This window comes from Streptomyces coeruleorubidus (assembly GCF_028885415.1).
Taxonomy (GTDB): Bacteria; Actinomycetota; Actinomycetes; order Streptomycetales; family Streptomycetaceae; genus Streptomyces; species Streptomyces coeruleorubidus_A.
The window spans coordinates 499621-516850 of the sequence record NZ_CP118527.1 but is presented as its reverse complement, the minus strand read 5'-3'; the positions used below and the strand labels follow the sequence as shown (position 1 = coordinate 516850).

The 17230-nt window shown below is 70.4% G+C and carries 13 protein-coding genes and 6 pseudogenes; 14 read left to right on the top strand and 5 right to left on the bottom strand.

Features of this window, described 5'->3' with window-relative positions; genetic code table 11:
- Positions 1-17 precede the first annotated feature (17 nt).
- The 3 genes and pseudogenes from PV963_RS02560 to PV963_RS02550 all read left to right on the top strand — a co-directional run bounded on the left by PV963_RS02560 (position 18) and on the right by PV963_RS02550 (position 2591).
- Positions 18-742, top strand: a pseudogene (locus tag PV963_RS02560) (Type 1 glutamine amidotransferase-like domain-containing protein).
- A gap of 81 nt (positions 743-823) precedes the next feature.
- The gene (locus tag PV963_RS02555) at positions 824-2065 is read left to right on the top strand and encodes an acyl-CoA dehydrogenase family protein (protein ID WP_274813943.1); all 1242 of its coding nucleotides are present in this window, start codon (positions 824-826) and stop codon (positions 2063-2065) included.
- A gap of 124 nt (positions 2066-2189) precedes the next feature.
- The gene (locus PV963_RS02550) at positions 2190-2591 is read left to right on the top strand and encodes an SseB family protein (RefSeq protein WP_086598811.1); all 402 of its coding nucleotides are present in this window, start codon (positions 2190-2192) and stop codon (positions 2589-2591) included.
- A 33-nt stretch (positions 2592-2624) separates the two neighbouring features.
- On the opposite strand, the gene PV963_RS02545 is transcribed toward PV963_RS02550, so the two are convergent.
- The 5 genes and pseudogenes from PV963_RS02545 to PV963_RS02525 form a co-directional block, all read right to left on the bottom strand.
- Positions 2625-3011, bottom strand: coding sequence for a MarR family winged helix-turn-helix transcriptional regulator (locus tag PV963_RS02545; RefSeq protein WP_274813942.1), 387 nt, complete (start codon positions 3009-3011; stop codon positions 2625-2627).
- A gap of 74 nt (positions 3012-3085) precedes the next feature.
- Positions 3086-4116: pseudogene (locus PV963_RS02540) on the bottom strand (LacI family DNA-binding transcriptional regulator).
- A pseudogene (locus PV963_RS02535) lies at positions 4113-5016 on the bottom strand (carbohydrate ABC transporter permease). Before PV963_RS02535 ends, PV963_RS02540 begins: the two co-directional pseudogenes overlap by 4 nt.
- Positions 5013-5933 (bottom strand): annotated as a pseudogene (locus PV963_RS02530) (carbohydrate ABC transporter permease). The pseudogenes PV963_RS02535 and PV963_RS02530 overlap by 4 nt, the downstream one beginning before the upstream one ends.
- Positions 5930-7246, bottom strand: a pseudogene (locus PV963_RS02525) (ABC transporter substrate-binding protein). Before PV963_RS02525 ends, PV963_RS02530 begins: the two co-directional pseudogenes overlap by 4 nt.
- Between PV963_RS02525 and PV963_RS43885 the strand changes: the two are divergent.
- The 11 genes and pseudogenes from PV963_RS43885 to PV963_RS02475 all read left to right on the top strand — a co-directional run.
- Positions 7245-8533 (top strand): annotated as a pseudogene (locus PV963_RS43885) (beta-galactosidase); the annotation flags it as partial. The pseudogenes PV963_RS02525 and PV963_RS43885 sit on opposite strands and share 2 nt — an antisense overlap.
- Positions 8525-9451 carry a beta-galactosidase gene (locus tag PV963_RS43880; protein ID WP_425541009.1) on the top strand — a complete coding sequence of 309 codons (927 nt, stop codon included), beginning with the start codon at positions 8525-8527 and terminating at the stop codon, positions 9449-9451. The pseudogene PV963_RS43885 and the gene PV963_RS43880, both read left to right, overlap by 9 nt.
- Positions 9452-9563: 112 nt before the next feature.
- Positions 9564-11123: a glycoside hydrolase family 53 protein gene (locus PV963_RS02515; RefSeq protein ID WP_274813941.1), complete on the top strand. Its 1560-nt coding sequence runs from the start codon at positions 9564-9566 to the stop codon at positions 11121-11123.
- A gap of 185 nt (positions 11124-11308) precedes the next feature.
- The gene (locus PV963_RS02510; RefSeq protein WP_274813940.1) at positions 11309-11566 is read left to right on the top strand and encodes an ArsR/SmtB family transcription factor; all 258 of its coding nucleotides are present in this window, start codon (positions 11309-11311) and stop codon (positions 11564-11566) included.
- Between the two features lie 81 nt (positions 11567-11647).
- The gene (locus PV963_RS02505; protein WP_274813939.1) at positions 11648-12607 is read left to right on the top strand and encodes an SMP-30/gluconolactonase/LRE family protein; all 960 of its coding nucleotides are present in this window, start codon (positions 11648-11650) and stop codon (positions 12605-12607) included.
- A 169-nt stretch (positions 12608-12776) separates the two neighbouring features.
- On the top strand, positions 12777-13238 hold the full coding sequence (crcB, locus tag PV963_RS02500) for a fluoride efflux transporter CrcB (RefSeq protein ID WP_274813938.1): 462 nt from the start codon (positions 12777-12779) through the stop codon (positions 13236-13238).
- The gene (locus PV963_RS02495; protein WP_274813937.1) at positions 13235-13651 is read left to right on the top strand and encodes a DUF190 domain-containing protein; all 417 of its coding nucleotides are present in this window, start codon (positions 13235-13237) and stop codon (positions 13649-13651) included. Before crcB (PV963_RS02500) ends, PV963_RS02495 begins: the two co-directional genes overlap by 4 nt.
- Positions 13648-14013 carry a fluoride efflux transporter CrcB gene (gene crcB / locus PV963_RS02490; protein ID WP_274813936.1) on the top strand — a complete coding sequence of 122 codons (366 nt, stop codon included), beginning with the start codon at positions 13648-13650 and terminating at the stop codon, positions 14011-14013. The genes PV963_RS02495 and crcB (PV963_RS02490) overlap by 4 nt, the downstream gene beginning before the upstream one ends.
- Positions 14014-14086: 73 nt before the next feature.
- A complete protein-coding gene (locus PV963_RS02485; protein ID WP_274813935.1) occupies positions 14087-14923 on the top strand; it encodes an undecaprenyl-diphosphate phosphatase in 837 nt (278 codons plus the stop codon).
- 161 nt (positions 14924-15084) lie between these two features.
- Entirely contained in the window at positions 15085-15762 is a 678-nt protein-coding gene (locus PV963_RS02480; protein WP_274821914.1) for a FadR/GntR family transcriptional regulator, read from the top strand.
- Positions 15759-17201: an amino acid permease gene (locus PV963_RS02475; protein WP_274813934.1), complete on the top strand. Its 1443-nt coding sequence runs from the start codon at positions 15759-15761 to the stop codon at positions 17199-17201. Before PV963_RS02480 ends, PV963_RS02475 begins: the two co-directional genes overlap by 4 nt.
- Positions 17202-17230 lie beyond the last annotated feature (29 nt).

The following is a 17230-nucleotide window of genomic DNA, read 5'->3' as shown; positions in this document are numbered from 1 at the left end:
TCCAGGAAGGCACGGTCATGGCCGTCGAACCCCCGCAGCGCCTCGCCCTCCTCGGCGGCGGCTTCTCCACCGACGACGACGGCCTTCTCGACGACTGGGTACTGGCCCGGGCACGCGTCTTCCGCCCCAGGGTGTGCTTCGTTCCCACGGCCAGCGGAGACGCACCGGCCTACATCGAACAGTTCCGCACGGCGTTCGGGGACCGACCCGCCTGCGAACCCTCCGTCCTGCACCTGTTCCGCCGCGAGTTGGACGACGACGCACTGCGCTCCTTCCTGCTCGCCCAGGACGTCATCTACGTGGGCGGTGGCAACACGGCCAACCTCCTCGCGGTATGGCGAACCCACGGTGTGGACCGGCTGCTGCGGGAGGCCTACGACCACGGCACGCTGCTGTGCGGTATCAGCGCCGGTGCCAACTGCTGGGCAGAGGGCTCGCACACCGACTCATTCGGGCCGTTGACGTACCTCCCCGACGGCCTGGGGCTGCTGCCCGGCTCCGTCTGCCCGCACTACGACAGTGAACCGGGCCGTCGGCCCTCCTACCGCGCGGCCGTGGCAGCGGGTCGGCTGCCGTCAGGCTGGGCGGTGGAGGACGGGGCCGCGGCACTGTTCACGGACGGTGTGCTGACGGAGGCGGTCACCCGGGCGCGGGGAGCCGGGGTGTACCGGGTGGAACCGGTCGGGGTGGTGGCGTGAGTGAGCGTGCGCTGTCCTGTCGGTTGCTCGGGGCTTCCCGGTAGGTCTCCCCGCACGGTTCCGGATTCCATGACACGGGCACGTATCCCGTCACCGACCGACGGCCCCACACGTCAGGAGCCTCCGTGACACCGCAGATCGCCCCACCCGAACCCGGACTGACCGAAGCCCAGATCGTCGAGCGGGCCGTGGCGTTGCGGCCCGTGCTGGTCGAACGGCAGGCGGAGACCGAGCGGTTGACCCGCTGTCCGCAGGCCACCCACGAGGACTTCTTACGGGCCGGGTTCTACCGGATCCTCCAGCCGCGCCGTTACGGCGGGTACGAGTTCGGGCTCCCCGTGTTCTTTTCCGTGGTCACGGAGGTCGCACGCGGCTGTCCGTCCAGCGGCTGGGCGCTGTCCCTCACCGCCGCCCACGTCCTCCAGGTGGCATCGGTCTTCGGGGAACGCGCGCAGGACGAGATCTTCGGCACCGACGGCGACTTCCGCGCCGCCTCCACGCTCATGCCCGTAGGCGTCGCGCGGCCCGACGGCGACGATCACGTGATCCTCGACGGCACCTGGCCCTACGCCTCCGGCGCCCCCTACTCGACGCACTACGTCGGCCAGACCCTGTGCGCCCCCGCCGAGCCCGGTGACGCCCCGGGACCGCTCGTGCTGTTCTGCGCGCCGCGCCCGGTGTGGACGGTGGTCGACGACTGGCACGGCGTCCTCGGCCTGCGCGGCAGCGGATCCAACAGCATCCGTATGGAACAGGCCCGCATCCCCGCCCATCACACGGTCGAGGCCGGACTGCTCGACCTGCCCGTCGAGGGCGGCAGCCCCGGCTCGGACCTGCACGGCAACCCCATGTACGCCGGCCGGGCGCCGAGCTTCTTCCACGGCGAACTGGCCGCCGTCATGATCGGCACCGCGTACGCCGCCGCAGACGAGTACGCCCGCGTCCTCGACGCCCGCCCGCTCACCCAGGAACCCGACCGCACCCGCGCGGACCTGCACGACTACCAGCGGAACCTGGGCGAAGCCCTCGGCGTCATCCACACCGCGCACGCCGCGCTCCAGCACACGGCCCGGGAGTGGATGGAGGCGTGCCGCCGCAACGTACTGGGCGAAGCCCCCTTCGGCACCACCGAGGACAACCGCCTCGCCCTGATGTTCCTGAACGCCGGCCGCATGGCCTGGGACGTCCTCCAGGGCACCCTCTTCCGCACGGCCGGCTCCCGGCACGCCCGGGACGGTGAGCGGATGCAGCGCTACTTCCGGGACGCGGCCACCTACTGGACGCACATCGGGCCCAGCATGGCCGAACCGCTGGCCCGCCGGGTCGGCTGCGACCGCCTCGGACTGCCCTCCGGCCACATCCCCTGATCCCCTGAACCTCGCCGGATCAACAGGATTGTTTCGGGCACGATCGGGTACGCGAGCAGGACCGCGCCCGGGGCGGATCTTGTCCCGGGCAGGCCGCACGACCGCCGCTACCAGGGAATCTGCCATGGAGACACCCGCAAACGACCCCACGCCCACGCCCGCCCAGCGGGCTCTGGACGTCCTCGCCGACAACACCGAGGACGCGGCGGCTCTGGACGCGCTCGCCAACAGCGACGTGCTCATCCCCGTGCCCGACGACGCGAACGACGCCGACGCCGCCAACCCCTCGGCGGTGGCGCTGCCGGTGCTGGAGCAGCCTGGCGGCGAGCCGGTGGTGCCCGTGTTCACCTCCGAGGTGGAGATGGCCGGGCTGCTGCCGTTCGTCTCCCGCTACCGCCTGGTGCCGCTCGGCGCCCTGGCCGCCCAGTGGCCGGCCGACGACCTGTCGCTCACCATAGACGGCAGCTCGGAGCACCGCCTGACGCTCACCTCGGAGGGAGTACGCACCCTGCTGGCCCGTCCGTAGGACCCAGTGGGCCGGGGCCCGGGCCCGGGCGGTCTACGCGCTCAGCGTCCGGGCCAGCGCGGCCCGCTGCGGCAGTACCTGCGCGTGCAGGTCACGGCCCTTGGAGGTCAGGGCCACCCACACCCCCCGGCGGTCCTCCATACACACCGAGCGCGTCACCAGCCCCTCCTTCTCCAGCCGGGCGATGAGCCGGGACAGCGCGCTCTGGCTGAGATGGACGCGCCCGGCCAGGTTCTGCACCCGGCACTGCTCGCCCTCCTCGGGCGCCGCGGTCGCGAGGATGTCCAGGACCTCGAAGTCGGACGCGCCGAGGCCGTGCGGATGCAGCACGCGGTCGATCTCGCACATCGTGCGCGCGTGCGCCGACAGGATGTCCCGCCACCGTTCCTCAAGCCGCGCACCAGCCGTTTTCGACGCCATATGGGAACGGTAACACCGGTGCAGCGTTCCATGACCGTGCATGCAGTGCACGTCTTACGCCGGGAGCGGGAGTCTCAAGTCGACTCCCGTTTGACCAGCTCCGTCGGCAGGATCACCGCCGCCGGATCCTCGCCCCCGATCTGCGCGAGCAGCACCCGTACCATCTCGGCGCTGATCCTGTCCCACGGCTGCCGGATGGTCGTGAGCTCGGGGCTGGAGGCCAGAGCGGCCGGGGAGTCGTCGAAGCCGCCGACCGCGACGTCCTGCGGCACCCGCCGCCCCGCCCGCTGCAGGGCCGCCAGCACGCCCTGCGCCATGAGGTCGGAGGCGACGAACACCGCGTCCATGTCCGGTGCCTGCGCCAGCAGCCGCTCGGCGCCCGCCTCGCCGCTGGCCCGGCTGTAGTCGCCGGAGACGACGAGGCGCTCGTCGAAGTCCAGGCCGCCGCCGCGAGCACCTCTTTGTAGCCGGCGAGGCGCTCGACACCGCCGGGCGTGTCCAGCGGGCCGGTCACCATGCCCACCCGGTGCCGCCCGAGCGACAGCAGGTGGCGCACCATGTCGCGGGCGCCGTCGCGGTCGTCGGCGGCCACGTAACTCACCTTCGAACCCAGCCCGATCGGCTTCCCGCACGCCACGAGCGGCACACCGGCCCCGCGCAGCTGCTCGGCGACGGGATCACCGGAGTGGCTGGAGACCAGCAGCACCCCGTCGACGTGCCCGGCGGTGATGTACCGCGCGATGCGCCGCCGTTCGTCCTCGGTGCCCGCCAGCATCAGCAGCAGCGGGATGTCGTGCGCGGCGAGCGCCTGGGTGCAGCCGCGCAGCAGGACGTTGAAGTTGGGGTCCTCGAAGAACCGCTCCTGCGGCTCGGTGAGCAGGAAGCCGATCGAGTCGGACCGGCCGGTGATCAGGGAGCGGGCGTGCCGGTTGACGACGTACCCCGTCCTGCGGATGGCCGCGTTGACCGCCTCCTGGGCGGCGGGGCTGACGTAGTGGCCGCCGTTGAGTACACGCGAGACGGTGCCGCGCGAGACCCCCGCCTCGCGCGCCACGTCGTGGATCGTGGGCGGCTTGCGCCTGCCCCCCGCAGCGTTCATGGTCATGACTTTACGGCTCCGGAGAGCAGATCCAGACTCCAGAACCGCTGGATGACCAGGAACAGTGCGACCAGCGGGAGCACCGCGAGGAACGCCCGTGATCACCAGCGTGTACAGCGCCGGAGTGTTGGCGCCCTGCTCCAGCAACGTGAACAGGCCGAGGGTGATCGGGAACTTCTCGTCGTCGCTGAGCATGATGTACGGCAGCAGGAAGTTGTTCCAGATCGCCACGAACTGGAACAGGAACACCGTCACCATGCCGGGGATCATCATCGGCAGCGCGATCCGCGTGAAGATCCGCCACTCGCTCGCCCCGTCCATCCGGCCGGCCTCGACCACGTCGGGGCACTGCGGCGGCGGCGTAGATCCGCGCGAGGTAGACGCCGTACGGCGACAGGATCTGCGGCAGCAGGACGGACAGGTGGGAGTCCGTGAGGTCGGCCTTCGCCAGCAGCAGGTACTGCGGTATGGCCAGGATCACCGGCGGCATCAGCACACCCGCGAGCAGCATGTTGAAGATCGTTCCGCGGCCCCGGAAGCGGTAGACCGCCAGCCCGTAGCCGCTGAACGCCGACACGCACGCCGACAGCAGGGCGCCGAGCCCGGCGTACAGGGCGGAGTTGCCATCCACGACCAGTAGACGCCGTCGCGGTAGGCGCTCAGGTCCTGGAAGTTGTCGACGAAGCCGGTGCCGGGCAGGAACGTGAACGTGGAGAACAGCTCACGGCCCGACTTGGTGGCGGCGATGACCACCCAGGCCACCGGCAGCAGGCAGTAGATCGCGCCCAGGAGCAGCGTGACCGTCGGGATCAGGGCGATCCGGCGGCGCAGCGGCGGGCGGCCCTGGGCGGTACCGGGCGCGGCGCCCGCCACCGGCTCGGCCTGGGAAACGGCAAGGGAACTCATCGAGCTGCCTCCTGCTTCTGACGACGGTTCGCGGCTCGCAGGAAGCCGAAGGACAGCAGGAGCGTGGCGAGCGCGATGATCACGGCCTGCGCGGCGGCGCCGTAGATGTCGCCCTCGCCGAACGCGTCCCGGTAGACCTTCATCAGCGGACTCCACGTCGTGGACACGGAGTTGGTGAGCGGCTTGAGGGTGGTCGGCTCGTTGAACACCTGGAGCGTCGCGATGATCGAGAAGAAGAAGGTCAGCACCAGCGAGGGCGCCACCATCGGGATCTTGATCCGCAGGGCGACCTGCAAGGGGTGGCGCCGTCCAGCTTCGCCGCCTCGTACACCTCCGCCGGGATCGCCTGGAGCGAGGTGTAGATGACGATCATGTTGAAGCCGGTGCCGCCCCAGACCGCGATGTTCGACAGGGCCAGGTACAGCGGCCCGCCGTCCAGCAGGTCGGGCTGCGGCAGTCCCAGCTTGTCGAGCACGAAGTAGAAGGGGCTGACGTCCGGCAGGTACAGGAAGCCCCACAGCAGCGCCGCCACCACACCGGGGATGGCGTACGGCAGGAAGATCGCGAGCCGGGTGAAGGGGGCCAGCCGCACCCTCTCGGAGTCCAGCATCAGCGCGAACAGCAGGGCGAGGCCGAGCATGACGGGGACGACGATGCAGCCGTAGCCCAGCACGCGCAGCGCCCCGTTCACCAGTTCGCTGTCGGTGAGGGCGTCGGTTGTAGTTCTCCACCAGACCTCCTTGCGGGCGCCGGAGCCGAGGCCGAGGCCGGAGACCTTCACCTTGCGGAAGCTGAGCCAGAGCGCGTAGCCGATGGGCCAGTGCGAAGAACAGGGCAAAGAGAAGTGCTGCGGGGACAAGGAAGGCGTACGGGGCCCCTTGACCCCGTACGACTTGCCGGCGTGCCGTGCTTTTCACTCCGCGACCTCGAAGCCCTGCTTCTTTCATGTCGGCGACGGTGTCGTCCTGCATCTTGTCGAGCGCCGCGCCGAAGTCCGACTTGTTCTTCGCGGCGGCGCCGAAGGCGTCCTTGAAGGTGGTGTAGCGACGTTCACGTTGGGGCCCCAGGCGGACGGCGCGGTGGTCTCCGCGATATCGGCGGCCTTGGTGTAGAAGTCGGCCTGATTGGAAAGTAGGCCGGCGGCTTGAGGAAGGCGCCGCTGGTCTGGGCGTTCTTGGCGGCCGGGTAGATGCCGCTCTCCTTGGCCAGCGCGTTCAGGGCGTCGCTGTCGGTGTTCAGCCAGGTGGCGAACTTGGCGGCGGCCTTCCGGTGCTTGGAGTCCGTGGTGACGGCGGTGGAGGAGCCGCCCCAGCTGCCGGTGCGGTTCTCGTTCGCGACCACTGGGGGAGCGGGGCCATGGCCCACTTGCCCTTGGTTTCGGGCGCGGCGGTGGTCAGGGTGCCCGGTGCCCACACGGCGCTGACCCAGGCGATCTGCTTGCCGGTGTTGAGCGCCTTGTTCCAGGCCGGGGTGTACATCGGCTGGTTGTCGATGGCGCCTTCCTCGACCAGGCCGCCCCAGAACTTGGCGACCTTCCGCGTCGCCGCGTCGTTGATGGAGACCTTCCACTGGTCGCCGGAGGTCGTCCACCACTTGGCGCCCGCCTGCTGGGCGAGGCCCGCGAAGAGGCCGGAGTCGTTGGCGGAGAAGGTGGTGAAGTCCTTGTCGGGGGCGGCCTTCTTCAGCTTGCGCGCGGTCTCGGCGAACTCGTCCCAGGTCGTCGGCACCGTCAGGCCGTACTCCTTGAACAGGTCCTCGCGGTAGTAGAACATCATCGGCCCGATGTCCTGCGGGACCGCGTAGACCGCGTCGGTGCCCAGCGTCGTCTGCTGCCAGACGCCGTCGGCGAAGCTGCCCTTGGCGTCGCCCACGTTCTTCGATATGTCCGCCAAGGCGTCATTGCTGACCAGCGTGGGCAGCGCCTGGTACTCCGCCTGCACCAGGTCGGGCGCCTTGCCCGCCTTGTGCGCGGTGAGGATCTTGGTGACGAGGGTGTCGCCGGACGCCTGCTTCTTCACCGTGACGGTGATCTGGTCCTTCTTGCCCGGGCCCTTGTTCCACAGGTCCACGACCTTGTCCATGCCGGGCGTCCAGGTCCAGTACGTCAGCGAGACCGGCCCGACTCGGTCTCGCTGTCCCCGGAATCCGAGCCGCAGGCGGCGAGGGCGGTGGCGGCGAGCGCTACGGCGACGGCGGATGTCACGAGGCGGCGGCGCTTCGTGTACGGCATGGATCTCTCCCCTGACCTGGGGTCCTCGCCTGCTGCGAGAACCTGCCATGCTTCTGTGAGCGTTCACAGTAGAGAAACATCCCGGACCCTTGTCAATGGTTGTTGCCGTGCGGTTATGTTGGGCTCTGCACTGCGCTGCTGTGTGTGCACGTTCCCATTTGATCGACCGACCGGGAGACCATCCATGCCGGAGACCACCCCCAGGGGCCTCACCAGGCTCGCCTTCGGTGGGGACTACAACCCCGAGCAGTGGCCGGAGAGCATCTGGCAGGAGGACGTCCGGCTGATGCGGGAGGCCGGCGTCACCATGGTGAGCGTCGGGATTTTCTCCTGGGCGCTGCTGGAGCCCTCGCCCGGCCGTCACGACTTCGGCTGGCTCGACAGGCTCCTGGGCCTGCTGCACGAGAACGGCATCCGCGTCGACCTCGGCACCCCCACCGTCGTACCGCCCGCCTGGTTCTACCGGGCCCACCCCGACGCCCTGCCGGTCACCCGTGAGGGCGTGCGCTACGAGTTCGGCTCCCGCGCGGCCATCTGTCACAGCAACGCGGACTACCGTGCGGCCGCCGCGGCCATCACCACGAAGCTCGCCGAGCGCTACGGCGACCACCCGGCCCTGGCGATGTGGCACGTGCACAACGAGTACGGCGTCCCCGTCTCGGCCTGCTACTGCGACTCGTGCGCCGCGCACTTCCGCCGCTGGCTGGCGGCGACGTACGGCACGGTCGACGCGGTCAACGAGGCGTGGGGCACGGCCTTCTGGGGCCAGCGCTACGCGGACCTGGACCAGATCAACCCGCCCCGGCTCACACCCGCGGCCGTCAACCCCAGCCAGGCACTGGACTACAAGCGGTTCGCCGACGCCACCATGCGCGAGAACTTCGTGACGGAGCGGGACATCCTGCACCGTCTCTCACCGGACGTCCCGGTCACCACCAACTTCATGACGGCGCTGAGCCAGTGCGACTCCGTCGACTACTGGGCCTGGGGCCGTGAGGTCGACATCGTCACCAACGACCACTACCTGATCACCGACGGCCGTCGCACCCACGTCAACCTGGCGATGGCCGCGGACCTCACCCGCTCCGTCGCGGGCGGCGCCCCTGGCTGCTGCTGGAACACTCCACCTCGGGCGTCAACTGGCAGCCCCGCAACCCCGCCAAGGCCCCCGGCCAGATGGCCCGCAACTCCCTCACGCACGTGGCGCGCGGCTCCGACGGGGCCATGTTCTTCCAGTGGCGCCAGTCCCGGCGCGGCGCCGAGAAGTTCCACTCGGCGATGGTCCCGCACGGCGGCACCGACACCCGCGTGTGGCGCGAGGTCGTCGAACTCGGCGCCGCCGTCGACGGGTTGAGCGAGATCCGCGGCACCCGCACAGAAGCCGACGTGGCCGTGCTGTGGGACTGGCACTCCTGGTGGGCGCAGAACCTCGAATGGCGCCCCAGCGTCGACCACGACGCCCGCGAGCGCGCCGACGCCTTCTACGAGGCCCTCTACGACCGCCACCTCACCGTCGACTTCGCCCACCCGGAAGCCGACTTGTCGAGGTATCCCCTTGTCGTCGTACCGGCGCTGTACCTGATGACGGAGGCGGCCGGGAACAACCTCACGGCCTACGTCGAGAACGGCGGCACCCTGGTCGTCTCGTACTTCTCCGGCATCGTCGACGAGCACGACGCCGTCCACGAGGGCGCCTACCCGGGCCCGCTGCGGGACGTCCTCGGCCTCACCGTCGAGGAGTTCTCGCCGCTGCTGCCCGGTGAACGGGTGAGCGTCACCGGCCCCGACGGATCCGAGCTGGGCGCCGACGTGTGGACGGAGTTCGTGGTGCCGCGCGGCGCCGAGCCCGTCCTGAGTTACGCCGACGGGCTGACCGCCGGGCGGCCCGCCGTCACCCGGCACCGCCTCGGCGAGGGCACTGCCTGGTACGTCTCCACCCGGCTCGGCGCCGACGGCCTCGACGCGCTGCTCGGCTGGGCGGTCGAGGACGCGCGGCTCGCCCCGCGCGCCGACCTGCCCCGGGACGTCGAAGTGGTGCGCCGCACCGGCGAGTCGGGCAGCTACCTGTTCGCCGTCAACCACACCGGCTCGGACGCCAAGGTGCCGCTGGAGGTACCCGGCACCGAACTGCTGACCGGTGAACGCGCCGCGGGCCCGCTGGCGGTCCCGGCCGGAGCCGTCCGGGTCGTCCGGCTCGACGGCTGAACCGACTCCCTCCGCCCGCGTGAGCCGCACGAGCCGCGGGCGGAGGGCCCCCTCACCTGCCTCCTGGCGAGGGGCACCCCTCATCCCCACGTCGAAGGGACGACGGACGACGATGTTCCATCCCAGACGCACGCTCAGAACCCTGCTGCTCCCGCTCGCGGCGGGGCTTGCCCTCACCGCCCTGCCCGCCACCTCCGCCCACGCCGCGAGCACGCTGACCAACGGCGGCTTCGAGGCCGACGGCGCGGGTGCGGCCGCGCCGGGCGGCTGGTCCGAGTACGGCGACACCGGCGCCTCGTTCACCGAGTCCGGCGGCCACGGCGGCAGCCACCGCCTCAGCCACTGGGCCTCCACCGCGTACAAGGTGGAGACGTACCAGTACCTGTCCGGACTCACCAACGGCACCTACAAGCTCACCGCCTGGGTGCGCTCCGGCGGCGGGCAGAAGTCCGCGTACATGGCGCTGAAGAACTGCGGCGGCGCGGAACAGCGCACCGACCTGCCGGTCTCGGCCAGCGGGTGGATCCGGATCGTCGTGCCGGTCAATGTGACCAACAACCAGTGCACGATCAGCGTCAACAGTGACGCGAACGCCGGCAACTGGATCAATGTCGACGACCTGACCTTCACGTCGGGCACGTCCGGTACGTCGATCAAGGGTGCCGACATATCGTCCCTGCCCAAGAGCGAGGCCAAGGGCGGCGTCTACCGGAACAGCTCCGGCACTCCCGGCGACGCCCTGACGATCCTCAAGTCCTCCGGCATGAACTACGCACGCCTCAAGGTCTGGGTGAACCCGGCCGACGGCTACAACAACAAGGCGCGCGTCCTGGCCCTGGCCAAGCGCGTCAAGGCGCAGGGCATGAAGCTGCTGGTCGACTTCCACTACTCGGACTTCTGGGCCGACCCGGGCCGCCAGGACAAGCCCGCCGCTTGGTCCGGACACTCGTACGGTCAACTCAGGACCGACGTGTACAACCACACGTACGACGTGTTGAACGCCTTGAAGGCGCAGGGCACCACCGCCGACATGGTCCAGGTCGGCAACGAGATCAACGGCGGCATGCTGTGGAACGAGGGATCGACCTCCAACTGGTCGCAGCTGGCCGGTCTGCTCAACTCCGGCTACGACGCGGTCAAGGCGGTCAACTCGAACACGATCGTCGCCCTGCACCTCGCCAAGGGCGGTGACCTGGCCGGCACCCGCTGGTGGTTCGACAGCGCGCGCTCGAACGGCGTGAAGTTCGACGCGATCGGCCTGTCGTTCTACGGCTACTGGCACGGCACGCTGGCCGACTTCCAGACGACCCTCGACGACGCGGCCTCCCGCTACGGCAAGCCGGTCTTCGTCGCCGAGACCGCCTACCCGTTCCGCCTGGACAGCGAGGACTCCCACGAGAACATCATCGACACCAGTGGCGAGCTGGTCTCCGGCTACCCGGCGAGCGTGGCCGGCCAGACCCGGTGGATGAACGACATGATGAGCATCGTGGAGGCCGTCCCGAACGGCCGTGGCCTCGGCATCTTCTACTGGGAGGCACCCTGGACCGCGGTGAACGGCAACGGCTGGGACCCGACCGACCCGTCCTCCGGCAACGCCTGGGAGAACCAGGCGCTCTTCGGCTACGACGACCGGGCCCTGTCGTCGATGTCCTGGTTCCGCCACCGCTGACCGCACGGGGAAAGGGGGCCCGGCCGCACGCACGCGGCCGGGCCCTTGCATGTTTCCGAACTCGCTTGTGGCACACGGAAGTTCGGTATCGGTCAACGACGCAGACTCCCGGACGCGGCGGCTTCGACTGCGCAACAGTGGGAAGACGTGGTAAGAGGACGAGAGCCGCGAGGCAGGGGCACGACATGCTGAGGACTCCCACGGACGAGACGCGCCTGCGCATCCTGGCCTGGCTGAAGGAACCCGGCCCCGCCGCGGACGGTGTCACCGCGGACGCCGTCGCCGAGAGGTTCTCGATGCCACGCCCGGTCGCCGTCACCCACCTCCGGCTGCTCCAGGCCACCGGCATGCTGCGCACCAGCCGGTCCGCGGGCCGCGTGCACTACCACCGCGACGAGATGCGGATCGCCGAGGTCGCTCGGATGTTTGAAAAGGGCTGGTAGGCCACCCGGTACGACCCGGTACAGCGGAATCTCCGACCCGGTACAGCGGAATCTCCCCCGACGGCGAAGGACACGCGCGCGATGGACCGTCCCACGGCACTCGTCCCACGCCACTACCTCGCGGTGGGCCCCGGCCCCGAGGACGTGGTCGCCGACCCGCGCGGCCGCGTGCTGACCGGCCTGGCGGACGGCCGCATCCTGCGCCTGGACGGCCTGGGAGACCCGGTGACGGCCCGTACCGAGGTGATCGCCGAGACCGGCGGCAGGCCGCTCGGGCTCGAACTCCTCCCGGACGGCGACCTGCTGGTGTGCGACGCCGAACGCGGACTGCTGCGCGTCGACACCGGCGACGGCACGGTCCGCGTCCTCGCCGACTCGGTGGCGGGGGAGCGGCTGCGGTTCGCCAGCAACGTCGTGTCCCTCTCCGACGGCAGCGTGTACTTCACCGTCTCCAGCCGCCGCCACCCCCTGGACCACTGGATCGGCGACATCGTCGAACACACCGGGACGGGACGGCTGCTGTGCCTCGCCCCTGGCGCGGACACCCCCGAGGTGGTGCTGGACGGCCTCCAGTTCGCCAACGGGCTCGCCGCCGCAGCCGACGAGTCGTTCCTCGTCGTCGCCGAGACCGGCGCCCGCCGGCTCACCCGCTACCGGCTCACCGGGCCCGGGGCCGGCCGGAGCGAGCCCTTCGCCGAGAACCTCCCGGGCATGCCCGACAACCTCTGGCGCGGGGCCCCGGACGGACCGGTCTGGGTCGCGCTGGCCGGACCCCGCGTCCCCGCTCTCGACCTGTTCCACCGCAGCGCACCCGCGGTCCGCCGCGCCGCCGCCCGCGTGGCCGTACGCGCCCCCTTCCGCCCCACCGGCACCATCGCCGTCCTGGCCTTCGACGACGAGGGCCGCGTCGTCCACCACCTCGCCCGCCGTCACTCCGGCTACCGGATGGTCACCAGCGTGTGCGAAGCGGGCGGACACCTCGTGCTGGGCAGCCTCTGGGAGCCGGGCGTGGCGGTCTGCGAGCCGCCCGCCCCGAAGTGACGCCGGTTCGCCACCGGGGTTAACCTGAACCCCGGCCGCGACACCTCTCGCGGCGCGGCGGTGGGGCCCGCCGTACCCGAACCGCGGCACGGACGCCGCCAACGGTCCCTACTTGCGACGGCACGCGCCCGCACGATCCCGGGCCCCGGCGAGTAGGAGACGTACGACCATGACGGCCCCCGAGGCGGAAAGCCTCCGTATCCAGCCCTCCGCCTCACACCCGACCGCCTGGCGCGCCCAGGGACCGGTCGTCGCGGCGGTGGCGCTCGGCGGGGGAGCGGGGGCCGCCGCCCGCTACGCGGCGTCCCTGTGGTGGCCCGCGCAGGCGGGCGGCTTCCCCTGGACGACCTTCTGGGTCAACGTCGCCGGCTGTGCCGTGATCGGCGTGTTCATGGTGGTCATCACCGAGTTCCGGCCAGCCCACCGGCTGGTCCGCCCCTTCTTCGGCACCGGTGTCCTCGGGGGTTTCACGACCTTCTCGACCTACGCCGTCGACATCCAGAAGCTGGCCGACGGCGGCCACGTCCGCACCGGCCTGACCTACCTCGCCGCGACCCCGCTCGCGGCGCTCACGGCGGTGTGGCTCGCGGCCTGGTCGACCCGCCGTGTGCTGAAGCGGAGGCAGCCATGACACGGTTGACCGGCAGGGCCCTGCGCCTGACCGTCTTCGTCGGCGAGAACGACACCTGGCACCACAGGCCCCTCTACTCGGAGATCGTCCACCGGGCCCACGCGGCGGGCCTCGCGGGCGCCAGCGTCTTCCGGGGCGTCGAGGGCTTCGGCGCCTCCTCGTTGATCCACACCTCGCGGCTGCTGTCCCTGAGCGAGGACCTGCCGGTCGCCGTCGTGATCGTCGACACCGAGGCACGGGTCCGGGCCTTCCTGCCCCAGCTCGACGAACTCGTCACCGAGGGCCTGGTGACCCTCGACGACTGCGAGGTCATCCTCCCCCAGTCCCGGCTTCGCTCGACCGGGGGCACCCCCACCACCGGCCGGAAGGACACACCGGGCGAAACGGACGCGAAGGGTAAGAGGTCGTTGTGAACTGGCTGCTTGTCGTCGGGGGCGCGATGGTCGGCGCGCCGCTGCGCTACCTCACCGACCGCGCGGTGCAGTCCCGGCACGACTCCGTCTTCCCCTGGGGCACCTTCGCGGTGAACCTCGCCGGCTGCCTGATCCTGGGCCTGCTCACCGGCGCCGCGGCCGCCGGTGCCGCGAGCTCCCACCTCCAGCTTCTGCTCGGCACCGGCCTGTGCGGGGCCCTGACGACGTATTCCACGTTCTCCTATGAGACGTTGCGGCTGGTGGAGACGGGGGCCCGCGGCTACGCCGTCCTCAATGTGACGGCGAGCCTGGCGGCCGGACTTGCGGCGGCGTTCGCGGGGGTCGCGCTCGCCGGAAGGTGAGACCGGCTCTCGCCCGGGTGTAGTAGGACTGGCCTCCTCCGCTCCCGTCTCTCCCTGCACAGAACTGGATCCCATGAGCGTCATCAGCGTCGGTCAGGCCGTCGTCCTCGGAGCCGTCGAGGGGGTGACCGAGTTCCTGCCCGTCTCCTCCACCGGCCATCTGAAGATCGTCGAAGGGCTCATGGGCATCCCTGTCGATGACAATGCCGTGATCGGGTTCTCGGCCGTCATCCAGGTCGGCGCGATCGCCGCGGTGCTCGTGTACTTCTTCAAGGACATCGTGCGGATCGTCTCCGCCTGGGGGCGAGGCCTGTTCGACCGTGAGGAGCGCTACCAGCACGACTACAAGTTCGCCTGGTGGGTCATCTGCGCGACCGTACCGATCGTCGCCGTCGGACTCGCCGCCAAGCCGCTCATCGAGGGTCCGCTCGCCTCGCTGTGGGTGGTGGCCGGCTCGCTGGTCGTCGGCAGCGGGGTGATGTGGGCGGCGGACCAGATGGGCCGGCACAAGCGCGGCGAGGACGACACCTCGTTCAAGGACGCCATGCTCGTCGGCAGCTCCCAGATCCTCGCCCTGCTCTTCCCCGGCTTCTCCCGCTCCGGGGCCACCATGTCCACGGCGCTGATCCTCGACCTGGACCGCGTCGCCGCCACCCGGCTCTCCTTCTTCCTGGGCATCCCCGCCCTGACCGGCGCAGGCCTCTACGAACTCAAGGACGCCCTGGGTACCGGCGTGGGCGCGGCCCCGCTCGCCGTCGGCACGATCGTGTCCTTCGTGGTCGCCTACGGCTCCATCGCCTGGCTGCTGAAGTTCGTCGCCAAGCACTCCTTCAACGCCTTCGTGATCTACCGGATCGTCGTGGGTGGGCTGCTGTTCGGCCTGCTCGGAGCGGGTGTGCTGCACAGCTGACCGGTTGCGGGGACAGGGGGCCAGGAGCGTGAACGCGAGCTTCCGGCCCCTGAACCTTTCCTTTCGGGCCCTTGACAGGTGCCTCACCTGCCCCGGAGGATCACCCCGTGAACCTGTCAGACAGCCGGACAGCCGGACAGCCCGTACGTCGCGTCAGCGCCATGGAAGCGGTGCTGGCGCATCTGCGCGACGCCATCGAGCGCGGCGACTACGCGATCGGCGACAAGCTCCCCTCCGAGGCGGAGCTGTGCCGCACCCTGGAAGTCTCCAGGCCCGTGCTGCGCGAGGCGCTGCGGGCGCTGCAGACCATGGGCCTGACCGTGTCCCGGACCGGCAAGGGCACCTTCGTCGTCGCCAGTACCGTCGAGGACCCGACCTTCGGCGACTACTCGGCCAGCGACCTGCTGGAGGTGCGCCGCCACGTCGAGATCCCGGTCGCGGGGTACGCGGCCCGGCGCCGCACCCCGGAGAACCTCGACCACCTGGCCCACCTCCTGGACCGCATGGAACGGGAGACGGACACCACGGCCTGGGTCGCGATGGACACGCTGTTCCACCTCGCCGTGGCCGAGGCCGCCCAGAACCCGGTCTTCCGCCGGGTCATCGAGGAGATCCGGGACGCGCTGGCCCGCCAGTCCGCCTTCCTCAACGAGCTGGGCGGCCGCCGCGAGCAGTCCAACCGCGAGCACCGGGCGATCGTCGAGGCGCTGATCGACGGCTGCGAGAACGACGCCGTGGAGGCCATGGCCCACCACCTCGACCGCGTCGAGACGACCCTCACCGACATCGTGCGCCCCGCGCGCACGGACACCCCCACGGAAGGCGGACCCGAGGCGTGAGCGAGCAGTCCCTGCACGAAGGTGTGCAGAAACGTTCCGGCCATGTCGATGCCGGAGACGCGGGCTACAGCAAGTCCCTGAAGTCCCGGCACGTCAACATGATCGCCATCGGCGGCGCCATCGGCACCGGCCTCTTCCTCGGCGCCGGCGGCCGCCTCGCCGACGCCGGCCCCTCCCTCTTCATCGCCTACGCGGTCTGCGGCCTCTTCGCCTTCCTCGTCGTGCGCGCCCTCGGCGAACTCGTGCTGTACCGGCCCTCCTCCGGCGCCTTCGTGTCGTACGCCCGCGAGTTCATGGGGGAGAAGGGCGCCTACACCGCGGGCTGGATGTACTTCCTCAACTGGGCGACCACCGGCATCGCCGACATCACCGCCGTGGCCACCTACACCCACTACTGGGGCATGTTCTCCGACATCCCGCAGTGGGTGATCGCGCTCATCGCGCTGGCGGTCGTGCTCACCGTGAACCTGATCTCGGTGAAGATCTTCGGCGAGCTGGAGTTCTGGTTCGCGATCATCAAGGTCGGCGCGCTCGTCGTCTTCATGTGCATAGGCATCTTCCTGCTGGTCACCCAGCACCCCGTCGACGGCCACCACCCGGGCCCGTCCCTGATCAGCGACAACGGCGGTGTCTTCCCGCACGGCCTGCTGCCCATGCTGCTGATCATCCAGGGCGTCGTCTTCGCCTACGCCTCCGTCGAACTCGTCGGCGTCGCGGCCGGTGAGACCGAGAACCCCGAGAAGATCATGCCGAAGGCGATCAACTCGATCATGTGGCGCGTGGGCCTGTTCTACGTCGGCTCGGTCGTCCTGTTGTCGATGCTGCTGCCGTGGAACAGGTACACGGCGGGGGAGAGCCCGTTCGTCACGGTGCTGTCCAACATCGGCGTCCCCGCGGCCGGCGGCGTGATGAACCTCGTCGTCCTCACCGCCGCGATGTCCTCCCTCAACTCCGGCCTGTACTCCACCGGCCGCATCCTGCGCTCCATGGCCATGGCCGGATCCGCGCCCCGGTTCACCTCCGTGATGAGCCGCAGCCAGGTCCCCTACGGCGGCATCCTGCTCACCAGCGGCATCTGCGTCCTGGGCGTCGGCCTCAACTTCGTCGTGCCCGCCGAGGCGTTCGAGATCGTGCTGAACTTCGCCGCGATCGGCATCCTCGCCACCTGGGGCATGATCATGGTCTGTCACCTCCTCTTCTGGCAGAAGACCCAGAAGGGCGAGCTGACCCGCCCGGGCTACCGGCTGCCGGGTTCCCCCTGGACCGAGACAGTGACGCTGGCGTTCCTCGCCTCCGTCCTGGTCCTCATGTACGCCGACGGCGGCGCGGGACGCACCACCGTGCTGTGCCTGCCGCTGATCGTCGGGGCACTGGTCGCCGGATGGTTCGCCGTCCGCGGCCGTGTCGCGCGCAAGTCCACGACCGGAGCCGACGCGTGAAACACGCGCCGCTCCACGAGAAGCAGGCA